The organism is Bifidobacterium parmae (assembly GCF_002860365.1).
Lineage (GTDB): Bacteria > Actinomycetota > Actinomycetes > Actinomycetales > Bifidobacteriaceae > Bifidobacterium > Bifidobacterium parmae.
Genome location: NZ_NMWT01000019.1, coordinates 1 through 24,516, shown reverse-complemented (window position 1 = coordinate 24,516; position 24,516 = coordinate 1). Strand labels below are relative to the sequence as shown.

18 protein-coding genes and 1 tRNA gene are annotated in these 24,516 nt (G+C 66.0%); 14 read left to right on the top strand and 5 right to left on the bottom strand.

Going from position 1 to position 24,516, the window contains the following annotated elements; all coding sequences use genetic code 11:
• Window positions 1-35: 35 nt before the first annotated feature.
• Together Uis4E_RS06950 and Uis4E_RS06945 are read right to left on the bottom strand one after the other, a co-directional pair.
• Window positions 36-1,538 carry a sugar ABC transporter ATP-binding protein gene (locus Uis4E_RS06950; protein WP_101622476.1) on the bottom strand — a complete coding sequence of 501 codons (1,503 nt, stop codon included), beginning with the start codon at window positions 1,536-1,538 and terminating at the stop codon, window positions 36-38.
• Window positions 1,539-2,156: 618 nt separating this feature from the next.
• Entirely contained in the window at window positions 2,157-3,209 is a 1,053-nt protein-coding gene (locus tag Uis4E_RS06945; RefSeq protein ID WP_101622475.1) for a LacI family DNA-binding transcriptional regulator, read from the bottom strand.
• 201 nt (window positions 3,210-3,410) lie between these two features.
• Here Uis4E_RS06945 and Uis4E_RS06940 point away from each other — a divergent pair, with 201 nt between their 5' ends.
• The 9 genes from Uis4E_RS06940 to pgl all read left to right on the top strand — a co-directional run bounded on the left by Uis4E_RS06940 (window position 3,411) and on the right by pgl (window position 14,623).
• Entirely contained in the window at window positions 3,411-4,163 is a 753-nt protein-coding gene (locus Uis4E_RS06940; RefSeq protein WP_101622474.1) for a TetR family transcriptional regulator, read from the top strand.
• 113 nt (window positions 4,164-4,276) lie between these two features.
• Complete coding sequence (locus Uis4E_RS06935; RefSeq protein WP_101622473.1) at window positions 4,277-5,344, top strand: glycosyltransferase family 2 protein; 1,068 nt, start codon at window positions 4,277-4,279, stop codon at window positions 5,342-5,344.
• An 856-nt stretch (window positions 5,345-6,200) separates the two neighbouring features.
• A tRNA-Lys gene (locus Uis4E_RS06930) sits at window positions 6,201-6,273 on the top strand.
• Window positions 6,274-6,751: 478 nt separating this feature from the next.
• Entirely contained in the window at window positions 6,752-8,458 is a 1,707-nt protein-coding gene (locus Uis4E_RS06925; RefSeq protein WP_101622472.1) for a C69 family dipeptidase, read from the top strand.
• 104 nt (window positions 8,459-8,562) lie between these two features.
• The gene (locus Uis4E_RS06920) at window positions 8,563-10,056 is read left to right on the top strand and encodes an amino acid ABC transporter substrate-binding protein/permease (protein ID WP_423734928.1); all 1,494 of its coding nucleotides are present in this window, start codon (window positions 8,563-8,565) and stop codon (window positions 10,054-10,056) included.
• On the top strand, window positions 10,056-10,841 hold the full coding sequence (locus Uis4E_RS06915) for an amino acid ABC transporter ATP-binding protein (protein ID WP_101622471.1): 786 nt from the start codon (window positions 10,056-10,058) through the stop codon (window positions 10,839-10,841). Before Uis4E_RS06920 ends, Uis4E_RS06915 begins: the two co-directional genes overlap by 1 nt.
• Window positions 10,842-10,998: 157 nt before the next feature.
• Entirely contained in the window at window positions 10,999-12,537 is a 1,539-nt protein-coding gene (zwf, locus tag Uis4E_RS06910) for a glucose-6-phosphate dehydrogenase (protein ID WP_101622470.1), read from the top strand.
• Complete coding sequence (locus tag Uis4E_RS06905; protein WP_101622469.1) at window positions 12,534-13,538, top strand: glucose-6-phosphate dehydrogenase assembly protein OpcA; 1,005 nt, start codon at window positions 12,534-12,536, stop codon at window positions 13,536-13,538. Before zwf ends, Uis4E_RS06905 begins: the two co-directional genes overlap by 4 nt.
• Before the next feature lie 80 nt (window positions 13,539-13,618).
• Entirely contained in the window at window positions 13,619-14,623 is a 1,005-nt protein-coding gene (pgl, locus tag Uis4E_RS06900; RefSeq protein WP_101622468.1) for a 6-phosphogluconolactonase, read from the top strand.
• Between the two features lie 685 nt (window positions 14,624-15,308).
• On the opposite strand, the gene gndA is transcribed toward pgl, so the two are convergent.
• Window positions 15,309-16,766, bottom strand: a complete 1,458-nt coding sequence (gene gndA / locus Uis4E_RS06895; protein ID WP_101622467.1) for an NADP-dependent phosphogluconate dehydrogenase — start codon at window positions 16,764-16,766, stop codon at window positions 15,309-15,311.
• A 541-nt stretch (window positions 16,767-17,307) separates the two neighbouring features.
• Here gndA and Uis4E_RS06890 point away from each other — a divergent pair.
• The 4 genes from Uis4E_RS06890 (at window position 17,308) to nrdF (ending at window position 21,809) form a co-directional block, all read left to right on the top strand.
• Window positions 17,308-17,571, top strand: a complete 264-nt coding sequence (locus Uis4E_RS06890; protein ID WP_101622466.1) for a glutaredoxin family protein — start codon at window positions 17,308-17,310, stop codon at window positions 17,569-17,571.
• A 212-nt stretch (window positions 17,572-17,783) separates the two neighbouring features.
• A complete protein-coding gene (gene nrdI, locus Uis4E_RS06885) occupies window positions 17,784-18,275 on the top strand; it encodes a class Ib ribonucleoside-diphosphate reductase assembly flavoprotein NrdI (protein ID WP_101622493.1) in 492 nt (163 codons plus the stop codon).
• 54 nt (window positions 18,276-18,329) lie between these two features.
• The gene (gene nrdE / locus Uis4E_RS06880; protein WP_101622465.1) at window positions 18,330-20,483 is read left to right on the top strand and encodes a class 1b ribonucleoside-diphosphate reductase subunit alpha; all 2,154 of its coding nucleotides are present in this window, start codon (window positions 18,330-18,332) and stop codon (window positions 20,481-20,483) included.
• Window positions 20,484-20,816: 333 nt separating this feature from the next.
• Window positions 20,817-21,809, top strand: a complete 993-nt coding sequence (nrdF, locus tag Uis4E_RS06875) for a class 1b ribonucleoside-diphosphate reductase subunit beta (RefSeq protein ID WP_101622464.1) — start codon at window positions 20,817-20,819, stop codon at window positions 21,807-21,809.
• Window positions 21,810-21,860: 51 nt separating this feature from the next.
• Here the strand turns inward: nrdF and Uis4E_RS06870 are convergent, their stop codons facing one another.
• Together Uis4E_RS06870 and Uis4E_RS06865 are read right to left on the bottom strand one after the other, a co-directional pair.
• Window positions 21,861-22,217, bottom strand: a complete 357-nt coding sequence (locus tag Uis4E_RS06870; protein ID WP_243394417.1) for a transcriptional regulator — start codon at window positions 22,215-22,217, stop codon at window positions 21,861-21,863.
• Window positions 22,218-22,222: 5 nt separating this feature from the next.
• Window positions 22,223-22,876, bottom strand: coding sequence for a hypothetical protein (locus Uis4E_RS06865; RefSeq protein ID WP_101622463.1), 654 nt, complete (start codon window positions 22,874-22,876; stop codon window positions 22,223-22,225).
• A 268-nt stretch (window positions 22,877-23,144) separates the two neighbouring features.
• Between Uis4E_RS06865 and Uis4E_RS06860 the strand changes: the two genes are divergently transcribed.
• Window positions 23,145-24,338 carry a pyridoxal phosphate-dependent aminotransferase gene (locus Uis4E_RS06860; protein WP_101622462.1) on the top strand — a complete coding sequence of 398 codons (1,194 nt, stop codon included), beginning with the start codon at window positions 23,145-23,147 and terminating at the stop codon, window positions 24,336-24,338.
• The last annotated feature ends 178 nt before the right edge of the window (window positions 24,339-24,516 follow it).

The window sequence follows — 24,516 nt, the reverse complement described above, 5'->3', positions numbered from 1 at the left end:
GTCGTCAATTACGGTTTCGTGGGGTCCGTCGCGGCTCAGCGGCTCTCGTCGGCGTCTTCCTCCATGTGGGAGACCGCGAGCGACATGACCTTCTCCTGCGTGGCCTCCTTGGCGGGCATCTCGCCGCTGAGTCGGCCGTTGCTCATCACGAGCACGCGATCGGACATGCCCAGCACCTCCGGCAGATCGGAGGAGGCCATGAGCACCGCGCCGCCGTTGGCGGTGATCTCGTTGATGAGCTCGTAGATCTCGACGCGGGCGCCGACGTCGACGCCGCGGGTCGGCTCGTCGAGCAGCAGCACCTTCACGTTCGCCATCGACCACTTGCCGAAGACGATCTTCTGCTGGTTGCCGCCGGACAGCGATCCGGCCGCCTGGTCGACGTTCGCCATGCGGATGCGCAGCTTCTTCGCGGTCTCGTTCTCGCGCTTCGCCTGCCCCTTGAGGTCGGCGAAACCGAACTTCGAGGTGGGGACCATCGTGGCGAGGCCGAGGTTCTCGGCCACGGACGCTTCGAGGATCAGCCCCTGGGTGCGGCGGTCCTCGGGCACGAGGCCGACGCCTGCGGCGATCGTCCTCGCGATGTCCGCCTTGGGGAGCGTCTGGCCGTCGACGGCGACGGAGCCGGAGTCGTAGGAGTCGGCGCCGAAGATCGCGCGGATCACCTCGGTGCGGCCCGCGCCGACCAGACCGGCCAGACCGACGACCTCGCCGGCGTGTACTTCGAACGACACGTCGTCGATGGTGCCGGAGCGGGTCAGGTGGTCGACCTTGAGGAGCGTCCTGCCGGGCTCCTGCGCGACGCGCGGGAACTGGTTTTCGATGTTGCGGCCGACCATGAGGCGCACGAGCTCGGATTCGGGGGCCTGCGCGTCGATCGTGTCGATGTACTTGCCGTCGCGCAGCACGGTGACGACGTCGCCGACGCGGGCGATCTCGTCGAGGTGGTGGGAGATGAACACCATGCCGACGCCCTTGGCCTTGAGCTCCTCCATGATCCCGAAGAGGTGCTCGCATTCCTTGCGGGTGAGGGCGGCGGTCGGCTCGTCGAGGATGAGGATCGAGGCGTCCTGCATGAGGGCCTTGGCGATCTCCACCATCTGCTGGCGGGCGACGCCGAGCTCGCCCATCGGGGTGTTCACGTCCTCGTCGAGTCCGATGAGGTCGAGCGCGGCCTTCGCCTTCTTGCGCATGGCGGCACGGTCGACGAATCCGGCCTTGGTGGGCAGGGCGCCGAGGAACAGGTTCTCCATGATCGACAGCTCGGGGACCATGTTGAGCTCCTGGTGGATGACGGCGATGCCGAACTTGCGGGCGGCGTCCACGTTCGGGATGCGCACGGTCTTGCCGTCGATCTCGATATGGCCTTCGTCGGGCTGGTAGATGCCGCTCATCATCTTGATGACGGTCGACTTGCCCGCGCCGTTCTCGCCGAGAAGCACATGCACCTTGCCAGGTTCCACGGTGACCGACACGCCGTCGACCACTTTGGCGGCGCCGAATATCTTCGACACCTTGACCAGAGATAGTTGCGTCATTGTCTCTCGCTTTCCTCCTTGAACCTACGGTTTCCGGCGGCTGATAAACCTCACTGCTTCGTCGTCGACTCACTTCATCGCTGAGGTGATTTAACGTTTTATCAACTGCGTGATTTGATGATATAACGTTTTACCATCATGGTCAACCGGCGTGTCGAAAGCACTGATCAATCGCCCGAGGCACCGCCGCCCGTCGCCGGTGCCGTCGCGGGCACCCAACGCCGGCACCAGACCGCCCTAGGCAGGCCCACCCCCGCCACACCGCGCCCGCCACCATCACATCACGCCGCGCCCCGCCCCATTCGGCGTTACGAGGGGTATCACCGCCCCGTTGCGAATACCCATCTGCATTACAAGGGGTATCGGGAACGGCGTATATCGCACGGCAACGCCGCCATGCCGCCCTATATAGGCGAATTATCCCTTACCAATCACCCCTGCGAAGCGAGAAAGACCCAAGCAGGCACGGGAATGTACCCCTTGCAACGCAGAAGGCGATCGTCACACGACGAAGCACCCGCCACCAGCCGAACAACCCGCACCCCGCCATTTCGAAGTCGCCCGACAACCCAATCAGCCAGGCAACCCTCCGCCCCGCACCCTCTTGCTATGCGGCGGCTATGCGGCGGCCCGGACGGCGGACACGGACCTGCGCGGCATGTACACCGTGGGCACGCTGGTCGTGCGCCCCTCGCCGCACGCCCCCGTGCGTATCGATTCGAGCAGGAGCGCGACGCCCCGGCGCCCCATCAGCTCCGGCTGCTGCGAGATCACGGCGACGTTCGGCGTCATCAGGCGGAACGCGGCGATGTCATCGAACGAAACGAGCGAGACGTCCGCCCCCAGTTCGACGCCGCGGTCGTGCATCAGCCCGATGATCGTGATCGCGTCCGGGGAATAGCCGCACATGATGGCGGTGACGTGCGCGTCGAGCAGCCGCGACAGCGCTTCGCGACGCGACTCGTAGTCCGCGTCGCACGCGACGACCACGCCCGCGGCGCCGGTCCCCTCGACGGCCGACGGCGTCGTCGCGGCCGCGCCGAGCAGGTCGCCGGCGATCGCGCGGAACGCGGTCTCGCGTTCGTTGACGGAATATGAGCCGAGCGACGGGTGCGCGACGTATCCGATGCGGCGATGCCCGTGCGCGATGAGGTCCTTCATCGCCTCGCGGATGCCGGTGTACGGATTCGACACGACAAACGGCACCGATTCGACGCCCTGGATGCGGCGGTCGACGAACACGAGCGGCAGATCGCGGCGGATCAGGGATCGCACGCCGGGCGATTCGACGCCCTGCGGCACGACGATCGCGCCGTCGATGCGCTGGCCGAGCAGGTTCTCGATGAACGCGTCCTGACGTTCCACGTTCTCCGACGACGTGCCGATGAGCGTGGAGACGCCGTTGCGGTAGAGCTCGTCCTCCATCGAGGAGACGAGGTCGGCGAAGTACTGGTTGCGCAGGTCGGGCACGAGCAGGCCGACGGTCTTCGTGTCGGACGAACGCATCGAACGGGCGCGTTGGTCGGGCACGTAGCCCATCTCCTGCACGGTCTTGTGCACGAGTTCGCGCGTTTCTGCGGAGAAACGGCCTTTGCCGTGCAGGATCTGGGATACGGCGGCGGTGGAGACGCCGGCTTTACGCGCCACATCGCGCAACGTCACGAATGCCATGCTGGCCTCCTCGGTGAGACAGGTTGGTAAAACGTTATATCGCAGTCTACACGACGATTGGCAGCGGGGGGTTGTTTGCGCTCACATCTCTTGCCACACTTCATATTCTAAGCCCGCCTGCGTTTCGGGCCACGCAAGACACGTCGCATACCGGAACGCGGGCGGCGAACCATGCGTGCGGCGGCGGCTAAGCTAACAGGCATGGCCAATTCCTCACGCATGACGTCGTATCAGCGACGCGAACAGCTCATCCGCATCGGACGGTCCCTCTTCGCATCGAAAGGATTCGAATCGGTGAGCGTCGAGGAGATCGCCAGCACCGCGAAGGTCTCCAAACCGATCGTCTACGAGCATTTCGGCGGCAAGGAAGGCCTCTACGCGGTGATCGTCGACCGCGAGATGCAGGCGCTCACCGCCGCGCTCACCGCCGCGCTCGACGACCCGGACATGCATCCGCGCCAGATCGTCGAACGCACGGCGCTCGCGCTGCTCACCTACATCGAGGAGAACGCGGAAGGATTCCAGGTGCTGTCGCGCGACTCGCCGAGCACTGACCCGTCCGGATCGTTCAGCTCGCTGCTCGGCGACATCTCGATGCGCGTCGAGGATCTGCTCACCGCCACGTTCAAACGGCAGAAACTCTCCCCCAAAGGCGTGCCGTACTACGCGCAGATGCTCGTCGGCATGACCGTGTTCACCGGACAGTACTGGGCGGACCGGCCGAAAGTCAGCAAGGAGCAGCTCGCCGCGTACATCGTCGATCTCGCATGGCACGGGCTGAGCCGGCTCGACTCGAAACCGAAACTCATCTTCGAAGGCAAATCCGCGAAAACCGCGAAACCGCGGAAGACCACGCGACCGGACGCCGGCGCGCCGCGAACGTCCGTTCCGCAGGAACCGGACGACGCGGCGGACGGCGGCGACGCCGGAACCGTCGCGCCGGACGCGGCGTGACAGAACATGAACCGGATGTGCAGGATATGCGCATAAGTCCCGTCCGAGTGGAGCCGGTGCTAGGGTGAGGCGTTGAACCGAACAGACCAGATGTGATTTCGAGGATCGAGACTATGACGCAACCGGCATCGACGACGGCCAACGGACAGGCCGCCACCGGCAAGACGCTCACCTTCGTGGTGCCCTCCTACAACATGGAGGAGTATCTGGAGCGCTGCGTGCTGTCGCTCACCGCGGCGCGACGCAACGACGACATCGAGGTGCTCATCGTCGACGACGGATCCAAGGACTCCACGCTGGAGGTGGCGCGCACGTTCGAACGCCGCTTCCCCGGCATCGTGCGCGCCATCCATCAGGAGAACAAAGGCCACGGCGGCGCGGTGAACACGGGCATCGCGGCGGCGCGCGGCATGTACGTGAAGGTCGTGGACGCGGACGACTGGGTGGGGCCCGATTCGCTCGAAGAGGTGATGGCCGTGCTGCGCGACGAGATCGCGGGCGGCGACCCGGTCGACATGCTCGTCACCAACTACGTGTACGACAAGGTCGGCAAGCGCCGCAAGCACGTGGTCAACTTCCGCCACGCGATGAAGGCCGGCGAGCGCCTCACGTGGGACGACATGGGGCATTTCGGTCTCGCCGAGTACATCCTCATGCACGCGCTGATCTTCCGCACGTCCGTGGTGCGCGCGTCCGGCATGCAGCTGCCCGAGCACACGTTCTACGTCGATTTCATCTACGCGTACCAGCCGTTCCCGTGGGTGAGGTCGCTGCGGTACCTGGACACGCCGTTCTACCACTACTTCATCGGACGCGACGGGCAGAGCGTGCAGACCGACGTGATGATCCGGCGCGTCGACCAGCTGATCCACGTCAACCGGTGCATGGTCGAGGCGACGCCGGAACGCGGGACCGTGCCGGACGGGCTGTACCGCTATATGATCCACTTCCTCGCGATCGAAAGCTCGGTGGCGAGCGTGTTCCTGATTCTCTCGCGCGATCCGGAGAACTATGCGAAGAAGAAGCGGCTGTGGGCCGGGATCAAGGCGTATTCGCCGTCGATCTACCATGACGTGCGCCGCAAGCCGATGTCACGGGCGCTGAACCTGCATGGCTCGGCGGGCCGGTTCGTGATCCGCTGGGGCTACCGCGTGGCGGAACGCGTGGTCGGGTTCAACTGACCGGCCGGTCCGGGGCGGGCGGGGCGGCCCGTGGATTTACCGTGCTGGTCCCGCCCGGCCAGCACGGCAGGATCGGGCAGCCGGGGCGGGCTAACCAAACAAACAGAGCAGTTCGCGAAACAATGTGGGCACTTCGTATCCGCTTCGACTCTCGAACGTCCTTCCCAGCGAAACGAACCGGATCGGACGAAGCCAAATCGCCTCGTGGGGAGGCTCCGGCGAAACAAGCCGGGCACCTGATGTCCACATCGATTCGCCAGCGAGGTTCTCCGCGAAACAACATGGGCACGTACCGGCCGATCTGTTTCGCTTGTTCCACGATGCGCCTCCCATGGGGCGATATGGGGACACGACAGACCACACTGCAACGATTCTGCGGGCGCAGGAACACCCGGCACGGGGTACTCGGGCACCGGAACGGCACACGATTCCCATGGTTTTCCCAGCATTTGCACATGGCCTCTTGAAGAGGCGGGGGTTTACTAAGAACCACGGTTGAAAAGCCGCAATAACTGAATCCCTTCTTCTCTCTTCTCTCTCAAGCCCGGTCTTCCCGCCGGGCTTTCTCTTTTGTTTCATGTTTCAGTCTGTCTGGCTTCAGTCCGCTTCAGCGCACGGCCGTCTCAGCGCACGCTATCGACGGTGTTTTCGCCGGCCATCGTCGCAAACGTACGCTGAGAGATCGGCAGTGTACGTTTGCGACGATGAAGGCGATTAATACCGTCACGAACGTACGCCCGCAGATGGTCGGATACGGCCGACGAGGTAATCGTCTCTTCCGGGCGCGCCCCGCCGGACACGAAAACCGGAAACGGCGGTTGCAATGTCCGGCCGACGTGTGTATTTTAGAAATGTTGCCCCTCTAGCTCAACGGTTAGAGCAGCGTCCTTTTAAGTCGTGGGTTGTGGGTTCGAATCCCACGGGGGGCACCGCAGACAAGCCCCGAAGCCAATGATTCCAACAGTTTCGGGGCTTTCGCATATCCGCCGCAAACGGATTAATAGGACGCGACCCAGCAGAAACCCAGCACATTCAACGGCGGTTCCGGCAGCGACCGGAAACCACCCCCAGTCGGCATAGCCGACAGCCCCCGCCAGCGGGGGGCGAACGCTCGCCGCGCGACGGGTCGATGCCGCCGTAGTCCGACAGCCCCTGCCAGCGGGGGCAAAACCATGACCAAGCCGGTCGTCGCCTACATCGCCGGCGGCAGCCCCCGCCAGCGGGGGGCAAACGCTGCTGCACGACAAGAAGAACACGATCCTGCTGCGACAGCCCCCGCCCGCGGGGGCGAACGGGCGACCGTGCGAAACCGCCGTCACGCGTATCCCCCGTCCTGCCACCGCTCGCACCACCAACCCCGCGCCTCGCTCCACGTACCCACTTCACGCACCTACTACAGTGGGCTGCATGTCTTGCACCACATTGCTTGTAGGGAAAGCGGCCAGCATCGACGGATCGACGATCATCGCGCGCGATGACGACTCCGGTTCGGGCCGCTACGATCCGAAACGACTCGTCACCGTCAATCCCGAGGACCAGCCGCGCCGCTACCGCGCCGTCCTCTCCCATGTGGAGATCGACCTGACGGACGCCGGCGAGCCATGCCAGTACACGATCGCCCCGAACGTGCTCAACAACCGCGGCATCCTCGCCGAGGCGGGCGCGAGCGAACGCAACGTGGCGATGAGCGCCACCGAGACGATCGCGGTGAACGAACGCGTGCTCGCCGCCGATCCGCTCGTCGAGCTGCGCCCGGCCCAGGGCGAGCCGACCAACCCGGACGGCACGCCCAACCCGGACTATCGCCCCGAGCAGCCGGGCGGCATCGGCGAGGAGGACATCATCACGCTCGTCCTGCCGTATGTGAGCACGGCCCGCGAAGGCGTCCAGCGCCTCGGCGAACTGCTGGAACGCTACGGCACGTACGAGTCGAACGGCGTGATCATCTCCGACGTGGATGAGATCTGGTACGTGGAGACGATCGGCGGCCACCATTGGATCGCCCGCCGCGTGCCCGACGACTGCTATGCGACCATCCCGAACCAGCTCGGCATCGACGATTTCGACCTGAAGGACGCGTTCGGCCCGCAGCGCGAATACCTGTGCAGCGCGGACCTGCGCGAGTGGATGACCGTGCACCGGCTCGACCGCACGATGCCGGCGCACGCGTCCGCGGTGTCCACGCGAGGCGCGGGCCTCGGCGCGGCGCGCGGCGTGGTCGGCTTCGCGGCGGACGGCTCGGTGGAGACGCCGGACCGGTTCAACCCGCGCACCGCGTTCGGCACGTCCACGGCGAAGGACCACATCTACAACACGCCGCGCGCCTGGTACATGCAGCGCTGCCTCAACCCGAGCGAGGACTGGGATTCTCCGGCCGCCCGCTACACGCCCACGTCCGACGACATCCCGTGGTGCCGCGTGCCGGAGAACAAGATCACGATCGAGGACGTCGACCGCATCCTCGCCTCGCATTTCGAGGGCACGCCGTACGACCCGTACGGCACGCTCGGCACGCCGGAATCGCGCCACCGCTACCGTCCGATCGGCGTCAACCGCACCGGCCACATGGTCGCGGTCCAGTTGCGTCCGTACGCGCCGGCGGCGGCGCGCGCGGTCCTGTGGACGTCGTTCGGTTCCGGCCCGTTCACGACGGTCGCGCCGTTCTACGCGAACGTGCGCGACACGCCCGCCTATCTGCGCGACACGACGCCGGTCGTCTCGACCGGCAACCTGTACTGGACGAACCGTCTGATCGCGGTGATCGCCGACGCGCACTTCTACGAGACGAACAATCTGGTGGAGGGATACGCGGAGGGCGTGCGCGCGTACGGCCATCGTCTGGTGGACGAGACGGACGCGGCGGTCGCGGCGCAGGTCGCGGGCGGGCGCGGCGAAGCCGACGCCGCCGACGCGACTGCCGCCGACGCGACCGCCGCCGAGCGCACGGACGCCGCGACGACCGCGGACGCCGCGACGACCGCGACGCTGGAAGCGGCGAACGCGCGGATGGCCGACTACCTGCGCGAACACACGACGACACTGCTCAACGACGTGCTGTATACGTCCAGCAATCTGATGCACAACGCGTTCGCGATGTCCGACCGCTGGGCGTGACGGGCGCGATGACGGCGGCGGACGGGCGTCGCGGGGCCGCCGGGCTGCGGGCCCGGCTGCGGGCGCTGACGACGCTGGTCGCGGCACTGCTCGCGGCGGCGATCATGGTCGCGGGACTGTCGGCGGCGCCGGCGCTCGCCGCCGACGGCACGGAGGCCGGCGACACGACCAAGAGCATGTCGACCGTGGACGATGCGACGCGCGCGCTCGCGAAGAAGGCGAAGGGAAAGACCTACACGATCGCCACCGACACCACGTTCGCGCCGTTCGAGTTCCGCGAGAACGGCAAGATGGTGGGCATCGACATGGATCTGGTCGACCGGATCGCCGCGTCGCAGGGATTCAAGGTCACGATCCAGTCGCTCGGCTTCAACGCGGCGCTGCAGGCGTTGAGCTCGAACCAGGCGGACGCGGTGATCGCCGGCATGTCGATCACCGACGAACGCAAGCAGGTGTACGACTTCTCCGACCCGTACTTCCAGTCCGGCGTGCAGATGGCCATCGCGAAGAGCGATGACGCCGTCAAGGGCTACGCGGACCTCAAAGGCAAGACCGTCACCGCGAAGACCGGTTCGGAAGGCGAGGCCTACGCGAAGTCCATCGCGAAGAAGTACGGCTTCACCGTCAAGTCGGTCGACCAGTCGGCCACGATGTACGAGATGGTGAAGGCCGGCAACGCGGCCGCCGTGTTCGACGACTACCCGGTGCTCGCCTACGGCATCTCGCAGAACAACGGCCTCAAGACCGTGACGCCGAAGGTGCCGCGCGGCTACTACGGCTTCGCCGTCAACAAGGGCCAGAGCGCCGAACTGCTGGCCGCGTTCAACGTGGGATTGAAGGAGCTCAAGGATTCCGGCGAATACGACAAGATCCTCGCCAAGTATCTGGGCGCGAACGCCTCCGCGGACGCGGACACGAACAGCGTGAAGACGGTGGAACGCGTCGGATTCTGGCAGCTGGCCGCCCAGTCGCTGCCCGCGCTCATGCAGGGTCTCAAGAACACGATGATCATCACCGCGCTCTCGTTCATCGTGGCGCTGCTGCTCGGCCTCGGCTTCGGACTGATGCGCGTGGGCCGCAACAAGGCGCTCGCATGGATCGCCGGCGCCTACGTGGCCGTGTTCCGCGGCACCCCGGTGCTCGTGTGGGCGTTCTTCTTCTACTTCGGCGTGCCGCAGCTCGTCGGCCACGCCATCCCGAACTGGATCTGGTTCTCCGGCCTGTTCACGCTGTCGCTCAACTCGGGCGCGTACCTGACGGAGATCATCCGCGGCGCGATCCAGTCGGTCGACCCCGGTCAGGCGGAGGGCGCGCGTTCGCTCGGCCTCACCTACGCGCAGACGATGCGCAGGGTGATCCTGCCGCAGGCCGTGAAGATCGGCACGCCGGCCGTCATCAACCAGCTGGTCATCCTGCTCAAGGATTCCTCGCTGCTGCTCACCATCGGCTTCGCCGACCTGCTCTACCAGGCGCAGCAGCTGTACGCGGCGAACTTCCGCGTCACCGAGACGCTGCTCATGGTGGGCGTCATCTACTTCGTGGCCATCACGCTGCTGACCTGGCTCGCGAACATCGCCGATAGGAGGTTGAACAAGTAATGGCTGCATCGACTGAGAACACGGCGAAGACCGCCGACGGCACGCCGACGGCGAACGAGTTCGTCGTCGACGTGCGCGACCTGCACAAGAGCTACGGCGGCACCGAGGTCATCAAGGGCGTCGACTTCCAGGTGCGCAAAGGCGAAGTCGTGTGCATCATCGGCCCGTCCGGCGCCGGCAAGTCCACGCTGCTGCGCTGCCTGAACGGACTGGAGACGCCCACGTCGGGCACGGTGGTCGTCAACGGCCACGACCTCGGCGCGAAGGACACGAACATCGACGAGGTGCGCGAGCAGATCGGCATGGTGTTCCAGCACTTCAACCTGTTCCCCAACATGACCGTCGCCGAGAACATCATGCTCGCGCCGACGCTCGTGCACAAGATGCCGAAGGATGAGGCCCGCGCGCTCGCGAAAAAGCTGCTCGCGCAGGTCGGTCTCGAAGAGAAGATCGACGCGCGTCCCGCGTCCCTGTCCGGCGGCCAGAAGCAGCGCGTGGCGATCGCCCGCGCGCTCGCGATGAACCCGGACATCATGCTGTTCGACGAGGCGACGAGCGCACTCGACCCGGAGATGGTCGGCGACGTGCTCGAGGTGATCCGCAAGCTCGCCGAGGAGGGCATGACGATGATCCTCGTGACGCACGAGATGGGCTTCGCGCGCGAGGTCTCCACCCGCGTGGTGTTCACCCACGGCGGCGTGATCGACGAGCAGGGCACGCCCGACGAGATCTTCAACCATCCGAAGAGCGAGCGACTGCGGTCGTTCCTGTCCAAGGTGCTGTAGCGCCGCGGACATCGCGGCCGGCATGAACCCGCCGCAGACCACCCGGATAGTGGGCCATAGTGAGCCGGCTCACAGACCCGCTCACTATGGCCCACTATCCGAACATTTCACTTAGCCGTCGGCGATACCTTACCGACGGCTATTACTCTTAATGGGTATGAGTGGGAATACCAATTGGACCAATCCGTTGCGCGATCCGCGCGACCTGCGCCTGCCGCGCATCGCGGGCCCGTGCAGTCTGGTCATCTTCGGCGTGACCGGCGATCTGGCGCAGAAGAAGCTGCTGCCCGCCGTCTACGACCTGGCCAACCGCGGACTGCTGCCGCCGAGCTTCGGCCTGACCGGCTTCGCACGCCGCGACTGGACGCAGGAGCATTTCATCGAATTCGTCAAGACGGCCGTCAAGGCGCGCTGCCGCACGCCGTTCAAGGAGTCGACGTGGAACAACCTCGCGGCCGGCATCCGATTCGTGCAGGGCACGTTCGACGATCCGGAGGCGTTCGAGCGTCTGAGCGCCACCGTGCAGGAGCTCGACCGCGACCGCGGCACGCGCGGCAACCACGCGTTCTACATGTCCGTGCCGCCGAGCGCGTTCCCGATCGTCTCCAAGCAGCTGGCCGCGTCCGGCCTGTCGCGCTCCTCCGAGGGCGCGTGGCGACGCGTCATCATCGAGAAGCCGTTCGGCCATGACCTCGCCAGCGCGAAGGAGCTCGACCGCGTCGTCTCCGAGGTGTTCGACCCGAGCTCGGTGTTCCGCATCGACCACTACCTCGGCAAGGAGACCGTGCAGAACCTGCTGGCGCTGCGCTTCGCCAACGCGATGTACGAGCCGGTGTGGAACGCGAACTACGTGGACCACGTGCAGATCACGATGGCCGAGGACATCGGCATCGGCGGCCGCGCCGGCTACTACGACGGCATCGGCGCCGCACGCGACGTGATCCAGAACCACCTGCTGCAGCTCATGGCGCTCACGGCCATGGAGGAGCCGGTGAGCTTCACCGCGAAGGACCTGACGGCCGAGAAGACCAAGGTGCTCTCCGCCGTCCGCCTGCCCAAGGACCTCGCCGCCAATACGGCGCGCGGCCAGTACGCGAAGGGCTGGCAGGGTTCGCACGAGGTCGTCGGCTATCTGGACGAGAAGGGCATCGACCCGAAGTCCATCACCGAGACGTATGCGGCGATCCGTCTCGACATCGACACGCGCCGCTGGGCGGGCGTGCCGTTCTACCTCAGGACCGGCAAGCGCCTCGGCAAGCGCGTCACCGAGATCGCCGTCGTGTTCAAGCGCGCGCCGCACCTGCCGTTCGAGCAGACCGCCGTGCGCGAACTCGGCAAGAACGCGATCGTGATCCGCGTGCAGCCGGACGAGGGCGTGACGATGCGCTTCGGCGCGAAGGTGCCGGGCGGCACCACGATGGAGGTCCGTGACGTGAACATGGACTTCAGCTACGGCCGCTCGTTCACCGAGAACTCGCCGGAAGCCTACGAACGACTGATCCTCGACGTGCTGCTCGGCGACCCGCCGCTGTTCCCCACCACCGAGGAAGTGAACCTGAGCTGGAAGATCCTCGACCCGATCGAGGAGTTCTGGTCGACCCTCGGCCAGCCGCAGCCGTACCGCGCGGGCACCTGGGGCCCGGCCGAAGCCGATGAGATGCTGGCGCGCGAAGGCCGCCATTGGAGGATGCCATGATCATCGATATGCCGAACACCCGCACGCGCGAGATCGCGCACAAGATCGACGAGCTGCACGAGGAGCGCGGCGAGTCGGCGACCGGCCGCGTGCTCACGCTGCTCATCGCCACCGATGAGGGCGAACTCGAGCACGCGCTCGAAGTCGCCAACGCGGCGAGCCGCGAGCACCCGTGCCGCGTCATCGCGATCGTGCCGGACACGTCGCACCGCGACGGTTCCGGCAACGGCGAGGACGGCGGCGCGAAGGCGATGGAGAAGACCGACAATCCAGCCATCGACCTGACCGACGGCCCCGCGGAATCGAATCTCAACGCGCAGGTGCGCTTCGGCGCGGACGCCGGCGCGGGCGAAATCATCATCCTGCGTCCCCGCAACGGACTCATCAACCATCCGGACACGCTCGTCATCCCGCTGCTCGTGCCGGACGTGCCGGTCGTCGCATGGTGGCCGACCACGCCGCCGTCCAACCCGGCGAAGGACCTGATGGGCGCGATGGCCCGCAGCCGCATCACCGACGCGCTTCATTCCAGCAATCCCGAGGCGACGATCGAACGCCTGCGCCGCAGCTGGACGCCGGAGGACATCGACCTGTCGTGGACGCGCCTGACCGTGTGGCGCGGACTGCTCGCCTCGATGCTCGACCAACCGCCGCACCTGCCGGTCACGGCGGTGAAGGTGACCGGACCGCGCGAGTTCCTGCCGATGGACCTGCTGTGCGCGTGGCTGCGTCTCACGCTCGACGTGCCGGTCGACGTGGAATACGTCGACGGCGCGACGGCGGTGACCGGCGTGGCGTTCACGCGCGCGGACGGCGTCGTGTCGCTGGAACGCCCGCACGAGGACCAGGCCGTGATCTCGATGCCGGGGCAGGCGCCGCAGGCGATCTCCGTGCCGCCGCGCACGATCGAGGACTGCCTGACCGAGGAACTGCGCCGCATCGACCCGGACGAGATCTACGCCGACGTCATCAACGAAGGCTGGGATCTGATCCGCCACTGACCATCTGCCTTGGCCCCCTCTGACGAGGGGGCCGAAGTTTCGAATCCTGATGACATTGCGATGAAGGAGCAACAGCAATCATGGCAAGCCGCACACTCGTCGTCTATCCGGACAAATCCGTGATGATCCATGCTGGGGCGTCCCGGCTCGTTCTGGCGCTGCTGGACGCGCTGGACGAGCGTCTGCCGGACGGCTCGCGCCGCACGCGCGTCGACGTGGCGCTGTCCGGCGGCTCGGCCGCGCAGCCGCTCGGACTGGTCGCGACCGACGCTTCACTCGCCGCGCTGGCCGCGTCGATCGACTGGACGCGCGTCCACTTCTGGTTCAGCGACGAACGCTTCGTCGCCGCCGACTCCCCCGACCGCAACGCGGTCGAGGCGCGACGGCTGCTGCTCGACGGGCTCGTGGCGTCCGGGAAGCTGCCCGAAGCGAACATCCACGAGATGCCGGCGGATACGCGTCCGGCGGCGGAGATCGCGAAGGTGACGGCCGATGCGAGCAGCGTGGACGAGTTCGTGCGGTCCGCCGCCGACGCGGAGAACGCTTCGCTCGTGGACGCCGCCGCGCGCGCCTACGCTGACGAGTTGGTTCGTGAGATGGGGCCGGAACCGGTGTTCGACCTGATGATCCTCGGCATGGGACCTGACGGGCATTACGCCTCGCTGTTCCCCGCCTCTTCGGGGCATGCGGAGGTGCTGGTGCGCGACCGGCTCACGGTCGGCGTGACCCACTCCCCCAAGATGCCGCCGCTGCGCGTCTCCCTGACCGCGCCGCTCATCGCCCGTTCCCGCCGCACATGGTTCTTCGCCGCCGGTGCCGGCAAGGCGGATTCGCTGGCACACGTATTCGCCGCGGGCGGCGAAGTGCCAAGTGGTGACATTGTGCCGGCGGGCGCAGCCGTGGCGAATGACGTGCCAAGTGGTGACGCCGTGCCCGTGGGTGCCGTGCCTGTGGGTGCCGTGCCTGTGGGTGCCGTGCCTGTGGGGGCCGTGCCTGCCGGGGACCCGGAGTATCCGTCCTCCTTCGCCAGCGGAGTGGATGAGTTCATCTGGTTCACCACCGAGGAGACCGTGGTGAGGCTGTAGCTCCGGAGCCGCACCCCGGGGAACCGCACCCCCAAAGCTGTGCCCTCGGAGCCGCACCCCTCGGAGCCGCACCCCTCGGAGCCGCACCCCTCGGAGCTGTGCCCTCGGAGCCGCATCCTCGGGACTCCTGCCGTGCCTTCCGTTCTTCCCCGCGCGATATATCCCGGGAATATGCGTCTTCTTCCGGGAATCATCGCACTGACTCCGTCTCAGTGCGATATATCCCGGAGATCACCCTTGTTTTCCGGGATGTATTGCGCTGAGGGGATGGGGGTGCCTGAAAGGGGCCCAGTGCGATATTTCCCGGGAATCGACCCTATCGTCCGGGATTTCTCGCGCTGAGCTGATGTCAGCGCAACATTCCCCGGAGAACAACCCCATCCTCCGGGATATATCGCACTGAGACGAGGCCAACACAAGAAATCCCGGACGAGCGGCATGTCGTCCGGGATTTTTCGCGCCGAAAAAAGGGGAATACTCCTCAATCTCAGGCTTGCTTCCTCGACCAGCAATTGCGGACCGGCCTACGGCCGGACTCAAATCTGGCGCGACGACACAGCCGCCGCGCACCGAGCCGGTCGGAAAGCCCACAGGGCTTCCCTAATTTTTTATTTGATTCGTCGACATAGCCGACGAATCCCGAGCCGGTCGGAGAGCCCACAGGGCTCTCCTCAAGCCGGCAAGATCAGCTCTGCTGCTCTTCCGGCTTGCCCGGCTCGGCCCACAGCGTGTGGAACACGCCGGGCTTGTCGACGCGGCCGTAGGTGTGGGCGCCGAACAGGTCGCGCTGGGACTGGGTCAGGGCGGTGGGCAGGCGCTTGGAGCGCAGGCCGTCGTAGTAGGCGAGGGAGCTGGAGAACACCGGGGTCGGGATGCCTGCCTCGATGGCCTTGACGATCACGCGACGCCACGCGTCCTGCGATTCGCCGATGATCTTCTCGAAGTACGGGTCGAACAGCAGCGACTGGGGCGGGTTGTCGCCCTTGAACGCCTCGGTGATGCGGTCGAGCAGGAACTGGGCGCGGATGATGCATCCGCCACGCCAGATGCGGGCCACCTCGGACAGGTTGATGTCCCAGCCGTACTCCTTCGCGCCGTCCTGGATCTCGTTGAGGCCCTGCGCGTAGGCGACGACCTTGGAGGCGAACAGCGCACGGCGCACGTCCTCGATGAACGCGGCCTTCTCCTCGCCATCGAGATCGATGGTCTTGTTCGGGCCGGCCAGGTTCTCCTGCTGGGCGGCCTCGCGCAGCTCGCCGTGGGAGGAGAGCGCGCGGGCGAACACGGCCTCGCCGATCGCCGGCACGGCCGAGCCGAACTCGAGACCGGTCTGGACGGTCCACGTGCCGGTGCCCTTCATGCCGGCGTGGTCGACGACCACGTCCACGAACGGCTTGCCGGTGGCCGCGTCCTTGTGGTGCAGCACCTCGGCGGTGATCTCGATCAGGTAGGAGTCGAGGTCGCCCTTGTTCCACTCGTCGAACACGCCGGCGATCTCCTCGGCGTCCATCCCGAGGCCGCGGCGCAGGATGTCGTACGCCTCGCCGATCACCTGCATGTCCGCGTACTCGATGCCGTTGTGCACCATCTTCACGAAGTGGCCGGCGCCGTCGGTGCCGATATGCGTCACGCACGGCTCGCCGTTCACCTTCGCCGCGATCGACTCGAGAATCGGGCCGAGCGTCTTCCAGGATTCCGCGGTGCCGCCGGGCATCAGGGACGGGCCGTTGAGCGCGCCCTCCTCGCCGCCGGACACGCCGCAGCCCACGAAGTGGAAGCCCTTGGCGCGCACTTCCTTCTCACGCTTGATGGTGTCCTTGAAGAACGAGTTGCCGCCGTCGACGATGATGTCGCCCGGCTCGAACACCTGCTCAAGCTGCTCGATGACCGCGTCGGTCGGACCGCCGGCCTTGACCATGATGATCGCGGTGCGCGGGCGCTTCAGCGACGCGGCGAACTCCTCCAGCGTCTTCGTCGGGACGAACGCGCCCTCGGAGCCATGCTCCTCCATGAGCTTCTCGGTACGCGAGTAGTGGCGGTTGAACAGCGCCACCGTGTTGCCGTGGTGCGCGAGGTTGCGGGCCAGGTTCGAACCCATCGCCGCAAGTCCAATCACACCGATGTTTGCCGTAGCTTCGGCCATTTGCCTTGCCTTTCAGTCGACGTCGCCCGCGGTGCGCCGCGGGCATGTTTTCCCAAGGGAAAGTCTATCCCGCCGCAGGCCGATACGCGAGTGCCGTCTTATGCCGGGCGGCCGTGTGGGGCGGTGGGGAAGCGCGCCGACGCGCAAGCGGCGCCTTACACGGTTCACGATTCTCGCACCATCGGAATCGTGAACCGGCGAACTGTTCGTATGAACATGCCACACGGCGACTTACCGCCATTCCCGCGCGATAACGACGTGCGGGAATGTGCGTTTCCGGTTCACGATTTCTTCGACGGGGAAATCGTGAACCAAGGAACGCCCCGGTGTGACGAAGGTGACATTTTCGGTTCGGGGCGGTTCGGGCCACGGCCGGGACACCGCCGCCGACGGCGTGTCCGTTGTGATTCCAACGATTTTCCCAGACACTACATCTAGCGAAACCGCCGACGACACGCCACTACGGATAGTGTTTACTCGGGAATCAATCCTCGGTAGTCTGTCTCCCGCACCACATCACACCGTCCGATCGGAGACCACCATGACCGTCACCGTGTTCACCAAGCCGCGTTGCCCGCAGTGCGACGCCACCAAGCGCCAGCTCACCAAGCTCGGCATCCCGTTCGAGACGGTGGACCTGACCGAGAACCCGTCCACGCTGGCGCAACTGCAGCAGGCCGGCTTCCAGCAGGCGCCGGTCGTCATCACCCCGGACAACTCGTGGACCGGCTACCGCCCGGACCTCATCCGCGAACTCGCGAAGTCCGCGGTCGCCGCGCAGACCGAACACGTCGTCGCCGCATGAGCGCGACGCCGAAGGTGAGCGGCGGCGCAGGCGACCTGTCCGGATTGACCGGAGCGGCGCCCATCCGCCGCGCGGGCATGCGCGATCTGTCCGCACTGACCGGCGTCGCGGCGGGCGGACGTCGTCACACCGCCGCCGCGGCGCGACGTGACGACGCGGACGACGACGCGACACACACACGCCACCGCACCACGCCCGTCGCGTTGCACGGGATGAGCGAGACGCCGGAACACGACGACGCGACGCCCGGCACGCCGGAAACGACGGCGGCGGGCGGACGCGGCAAGGCGATCGGCGCGCTCGTGTACTTCTCCTCCGCATCGGAGAACACGGCACGGTTCGTCGCCGGACTGAAGCTCGGCGAGGCGGGAATCAACGTGTACCGGATTCCGTTGAAACCGAACGCGCCGATGCTCAACGTGCGCGAACCGTACGTCATCATGGTGCCGACCTACGGCGGCGGCGACGCGCGCAAGGCCGTGCCGCCGCAGGTGAAACGATTCCTCAACCATGCGGGCAACCGCGCGTGGATCCGCGGCGTGATCGCCTCCGGCAACACGAACTTCGGCACCGCATACGGCGCGGCCGGCGACATCATCGCCGCGAAATGCCGCGTCCCGTACCTGTACCGCTTCGAACTGATGGGCACGCGCGAGGACTCCCGCAAAGTGCGCGACGGCCTCGTGAAGTTCTTCACGAAATAGCCGGACCACGACACGACAGCCGATACGGCAATCGACCGAAAGGCCAACACATCCATGACCACCACCGGAACCACCTACGATCCGTCGACCGACTACCATGCGCTGAACGCGATGCTCAACCTGTACGACGAGCACGGACTCATCCAGTTCGGCAAGGACAAGGAGGCCGAGCGCGCCTACGTCGCGACCGAGATCGAGCCGAATACGAAGCGCTTCGCCACGGCCGGCGAGCGCCTGCGCTGGCTCATCGACCACGACTACTACGACGGCGACGTGTTCGCCCGCTACAGCGCCGGCTTCCTCGAGGAGTTCTACGCGCACGCCGCGGCGTCCGGCTTCGAATTCGAGACGTTCCTCGGCGCGTTCAAGTTCTTCCGCTCCTACGCGCTGAAGTCGTTCGACGGCAGGACGTATCTCGAGGACTTCCCGCAGCGTTGCGCCGCGGTCGCCCTCGACCTGGCCGCCGGCGACGAGCAGGCCGCCACGCGCTACCTCGACGAGATGCTCGCCGGCCGCTTCCAGCCGGCCACGCCGACGTTCCTGAACCTCGGCAAGGCGCAGCGCGGCGAGCCGGTGAGCTGCTTCCTCGTGCGCATCGAGGACAACATGGAGTCGATCTCGCGCGGCATCAACGCGGCCCTGCAGCTGTCGAAGCGCGGCGGCGGCGTGGCGCTGCTCCTCTCCAACCTGCGTGAGCTGGGTGCGCCGATCAAGCACATCGAGAACCAGTCGAGCGGCGTCGTGCCGGTCATGAAGCTGCTCGAGGACTCGTTCTCGTACGCGAATCAGCTGGGCGCGCGCCAGGGCGCGGGCGCCGTGTACCTGAACGCGCATCATCCGGACATCATGCGCTTCCTCGACACGAAGCGCGAGAACGCGGACGAGAAGATCCGCATCAAGTCGCTCGCGTTGGGCGTGGTCGTGCCGGACGTCACGTTCGAGCTCGCCAAGCGCAAGGAGAAGATGGCGCTGTTCAGCCCGTACGACGTGGAGCGCGTGTACGGCAAGCCGTTCGCCGACATCTCCGTCACCGAGAAGTACGACGAGATGGTGGCCGACGACCGCATCGGGAAGACGTACATCGACGCGCGCAAGTTCTTCACGACGCTCGCCGAGCTGCAGTTCGAATCCGGCTACCCGTATCTCGTGTTCGAGGACACGGTCAACCGTGCGAACCCGATCGACGGCCGCGTGACGATGTCGAACCTGTGCTCGGAGATCCTGCAGGTGCAGGAGGCGAGCGTCTACCGCGAGGACCTCTCCTACGCACACGTGGGACGCGACGTGTCGTGCAACCTCGGCTCGCTCAACATCGCGAAGGCGATGGACGGCGGTCTCGCCGGCACGGTCGAGACCGCGATCCGCGCGCTGACCGCGGTCGCCGAGCACACGTCGATCGACGCGGTGCCGTCGATCCGACGCGCGAACGACGAGGGCCACGCGATCGGTCTCGGCCAGATGAACCTGCACGGCTTCCTCGCGCGCGAGGGCTTCCGCTACGGCTCCGACGAGGCGCTCGACTTCACCGACATGTACTTCATGACCGTCGCCTACCACGCCTACCGCGCATCGCACGATCTGGCGGTCGAGCGCGGCAAGGCGTTCGTCGGATTCGAACGTTCGGACTACGCGAAGCCGGCCGGCGCGGGCAACTACTTCGACAAGTACACGGACGGCCGCGCGCCCGCCGCGCCGCGCACGGAGCGCGTGCGCGAGCTGTTCGCGCGTTACGGGGTCGCGGTGCCGACCGTCGCCGATTGGGAGGCGTTGCGCGACGCGATTCTGCGTGATGGCATCTATAACCAGAATCTGCAGGCCGTGCCGCCCACCGGATCGATCTCGTACATCAACCACTCCACGTCGTCGATCCACCCGATCGCCTCGAAGATCGAGATCCGCAAGGAAGGCAAGATCGGGCGCATGTACTACCCGGCGCCGTACATGACCAACGACAACCTGGAATACTTCCAGGACGCCTACGAGATCGGATGGCAGGCGATCGTCGACACATACGCGGCCGCCACACGCCACGTCGACCAGGGACTCTCGCTCACGCTGTTCTTCCCGGACACCGCGACCACGCGCGACGTGAACAAGGCCCAGATCTACGCCTGGCGCAAGGGCATCAAGACCCTCTACTACATCCGCATCCGCCAGCAGGCGCTTGAGGGCACCGAAGTGCAGGGCTGCGTCTCCTGCATGCTCTGATGGAGCGTATACCGCCTTTCCTCGGCACTCGACGTACCTCCTGTACGCCTTCGGCCTCGGACGGCGGTCTCCGCACACATCAGACCGATGGAATCGCGCGTGACGGAGCGTCATCGGCGTTGCTCCTCGGTCGACGTACCTTCGTACGCCTTCCCTCGGTGCGCCTTGACGCCGCACACGTCACGCCCGATTCCATGGGGCCGACCATGGAACTGACAAGGAGAACCACCATGTCGAAGACCGTATACCGGATGATCCTGCGCCTGACGGCACCGGAAGAATTCACCGAACAACGCAACGAAAACGACGAAGACAAGTAGCAAGGAGAGAATCATGGCGCCGATTTCCATGCCGCGCAAACCGCTGAAGCTCATCGACCGCGTCTGTGCGATCAACTGGAACCGTCTCGAGGACGAGAAGGACCTCGAGGTGTGGGACCGCCTGACCGGCAACTTCTGGCTGCCGGAGAAGGTGCCGGTCTCGAACGACATCCCCTCGTGGCAGGCGATGAGCGAGGAGGAGCACACGCTCACGATGCGCGTGTTCACCGGTCTCACCCTGCTCGACACGATCCAGGGCACGGTCGGCGCGGTCTCGCTCATCCCGGACGCGCTCACCCCGCACGAGGAGGCCGTGTACACGAACATCGCGTTCATGGAATCCGTGCACGCGAAGTCGTATTCGTCGATCTTCTCCACGCTGTGCTCGACCGAGCAGATCGACGCGGCGTTCGCGTGGAGCGAGGAGAACGAGTACCTGCAGAAGAAGGCGCAGATCGTGCTCGACTACTACGAGGGCGACAGCCCGTTGAAGCGCAAGGTCGCCTCGACGCTGCTCGAATCGTTCCTCTTCTACTCGGGCTTCTACCTGCCGATGTACTTCTCCAGCCACGCGAAGCTCACGAACACGGCCGACGTGATCCGTCTCATCATCCGCGACGAGGCCGTGCACGGCTACTACATCGGCTACAAGTACCAGCGTGGTCTGGAACGGGTGGGCGAGGCGAAGCGCGAGGAGCTGCGCGAGTACACGTACGACCTGCTCAACGAGCTGTACGACAACGAGGTGGAGTACACCGAGTCGCTGTACGGCGGCGTGGGGTTGACCGAGGACGTGGAGAAGTTCCTGCGCTACAACGGCAACAAGGCGCTGATGAACCTCGGCTACCCGGCCCTGTTCCCGGCGGAGATCTGCGACGTGAACCCGGCGATCATCGCGTCCCTCTCCCCCAACGCGGACGAGAACCACGACTTCTTCTCCGGTTCCGGCTCCTCCTACGTGATGGGCAAGGCCGAGGAGACCGACGACGACGATTGGGACTTCTAGGGACGCCTCCGGTTCACGATTCCCATGACGGGACAATCGTGAACCGGGAACCTATAGAACAGCCCCTTGGGCAATGGCCTGCAAGGCCGCCAGATGCCCGGCGAGCGCCCGACGCCCCTCCGGCGTGATGGCCGCCCAGGTGACCATGTGACGGGTCGATTCGCCCGGCCGCTTGGTCAAGGCGATGTACCCGTCGCCGGCGAGCGTGGTGAGGTGGCGGGAACACATCGCGTCGCTCAGTCCAAGCGCCTCGCGGATGTCGGCGAAACGCATCTCCCTGACCGAGGAGAGCAGCCCGCAGATGCGCAGACGCGTCGGCTCGTGGATGACGGCGTCGAACCGGGGTTCGACGGTGCCGGCTCCCCGCCCGCCGCCCGGGCCCGACGCCTTGCCCATGTCGCCGCTCATGGCGTTCACCGCCCCTCCTTCTTGATCGTCGCGATGAAGTAGCGATCATACAGGTAATCCCAGAGAGCGAGCACCGCGCCCATCACGACGGCGACGAGCATGGGCATCTCCGGCAGTACCGACTGATGGAGCATCCACCAGAGCAGCAGGGCGAACGCGCCGATCTCGACGACGAACTGCGTGAGCAGCACGACCCACATGAACGCGTTCCGCGGTCTCAGCTCGCCCATGAACACGCTGTAGTCGGAGCCGATCTGCCGTTTGCGCCACTCCCCCAGCTCGAGAAGCGCATAACACAGCGCGGCGGCCGCGGCCATATACGCCACCGATTCAAGCAACGGGAATCGGGCCTCCACGAGCCAGCCGTCCGTACCGAATTCGATGACGGCGAACTGCGCGAACAACTGCGCGAACAGCAGATATACGACTCCGACGATCACGCCGTTGACCGGATACCACCATTTCGGGGGCATCAGCCGTTCGGCGTTGCCGTCGCGGTCGGCGGCGATCTGGTCCAGCGCCGCCGCGGCCGCCGCCGGGTCGATGGCGGGCTGCGACGCGCCGGTCTCGGGCGGAACGTCCGGCCGGGAGCCGGTCCGGCTCGGGGGAATCATCTGGGTTACGGTGGTTCCGACGGTGTCAAGAGGTGTCGTGGCCATGATGGCTCTCCTTGCGTCTATAACGGCGCGCCCGCGGCGGCGCGCGAAACGTTCTATGCGATGGGTTGTGCGATTGCGCAAGCGAATGAGGATTCGACCGGAAGGAGATGGCGTTGTCGACACGACCAGTATATCACTTTACTTGCATGAAAGTAAAGTGATACGCGCCGATTCCGGTTCGCGATTTCCACATCGGCGGAATCGTGGAGCGGTACGACCGGCAAACGGTGGTTGAATAGGGGTATCTGACTTCAAGCAAGGAGCGACCATGATCAACGAGGAATACAAGGCGATGCTGGGCGGCAAGTCCGTCATCCGCGAGCTGAGCGAGTATGCGACCGCCCGCGGCAAGGAGATCGGCTACGAGAACGTGTTCGATTACTCGCTGGGCAATCCGAGCGTGCCCGCCCCGCCGGACTTCGCGAAGACGATGGTCGACCTGTACGAGCACGGCGACCCGGTCGCCATCCACGGCTACTCCCCGTCGCTCGGCATCCCGTCCGTCAAGGAGGCGATCGCCGACTCCCTCAACCGTCGCTTCGGCACCAGCTACACCGGCAATCACATCTTCCCGACGACCGGCGCGGCCGGCGCACTCGCGCACGCGATGCGCGCCGTCACCAAGCCCGGCGACGAGATCATCACGTTCGCGCCGTACTTCCCCGAATACCAGCCGTACGTGAACGGCACCGGCGCGCACCTGACCGTCATCCCCGCGGACACCGCGAACTTCCAGATCAACTTCGACGCGTTCGAGGCGGCCCTCAACCCGAACGTGCAGGCGGTGCTCATCAACACGCCGAACAACCCGTCCGGCGCCGTCTACTCGGCCGAGACGCTCAAGCGTCTCGCCGCGATCCTCGCCGCCAAGCAGACCGAATACGGCCACGACATCTTCCTCATCAGCGACGAACCGTACCGCGAGATCGTGTTCGACGGCGGCACGCAGCCGTACCCGGCGAACTTCTACGCGAACACGCTCACCTGCTACTCGTGGTCGAAGTCGCTCTCCCTGCCGGGCGAGCGCATCGGCTACGTGGCGGTGAACCCGGCCGCCACGGACGCCGACCTGCTCGTGCCGATGATGGGACAGATCTCGCGCGGCACCGGCCACAACTGCCCGCCGAGCTCGATCCAGCTGGGCGTCGCGAAGGTGCTCGACGAGACGAGCGACCTGAGCGTGTACGAGACGAACATGAACCTCCTGTACGACGCGCTCACCTCGATCGGCTTCGACGTGGTGCGCCCCGGCGGCACGTTCTACATCTTCCCGAAGGCGCTCGAGGAGGACGCGACCGCGTTCTGTCTCAAGGCGAAGGAGTACGACCTGATTCTCGTGCCGTCGGAGAGCTTCGGCGTGCCCGGCTACTTCCGCATGGCCTACTGCATCGACACGGAGAAGGTCAAGCGCTCGATCCCCGCGCTGGAGAAGTTCGCCCACGAGCAGTACGGCCTGGACTGATTTCCCATACGGCGGACGGCCGGTCCTCACAGGCCGGCCGTCCGCCGTTCCGTCCCCACCTCGTCCCGTTCCGTCCCCACCTCGTCCCGTTCCGTCCCCACCTCGTCCCGTTCCGTCCCCCCCTCGTCCCCGTTCCGTCCCCACCTCGTCCCGTTCCGTCCCCCCCTCGTCCCGTTCC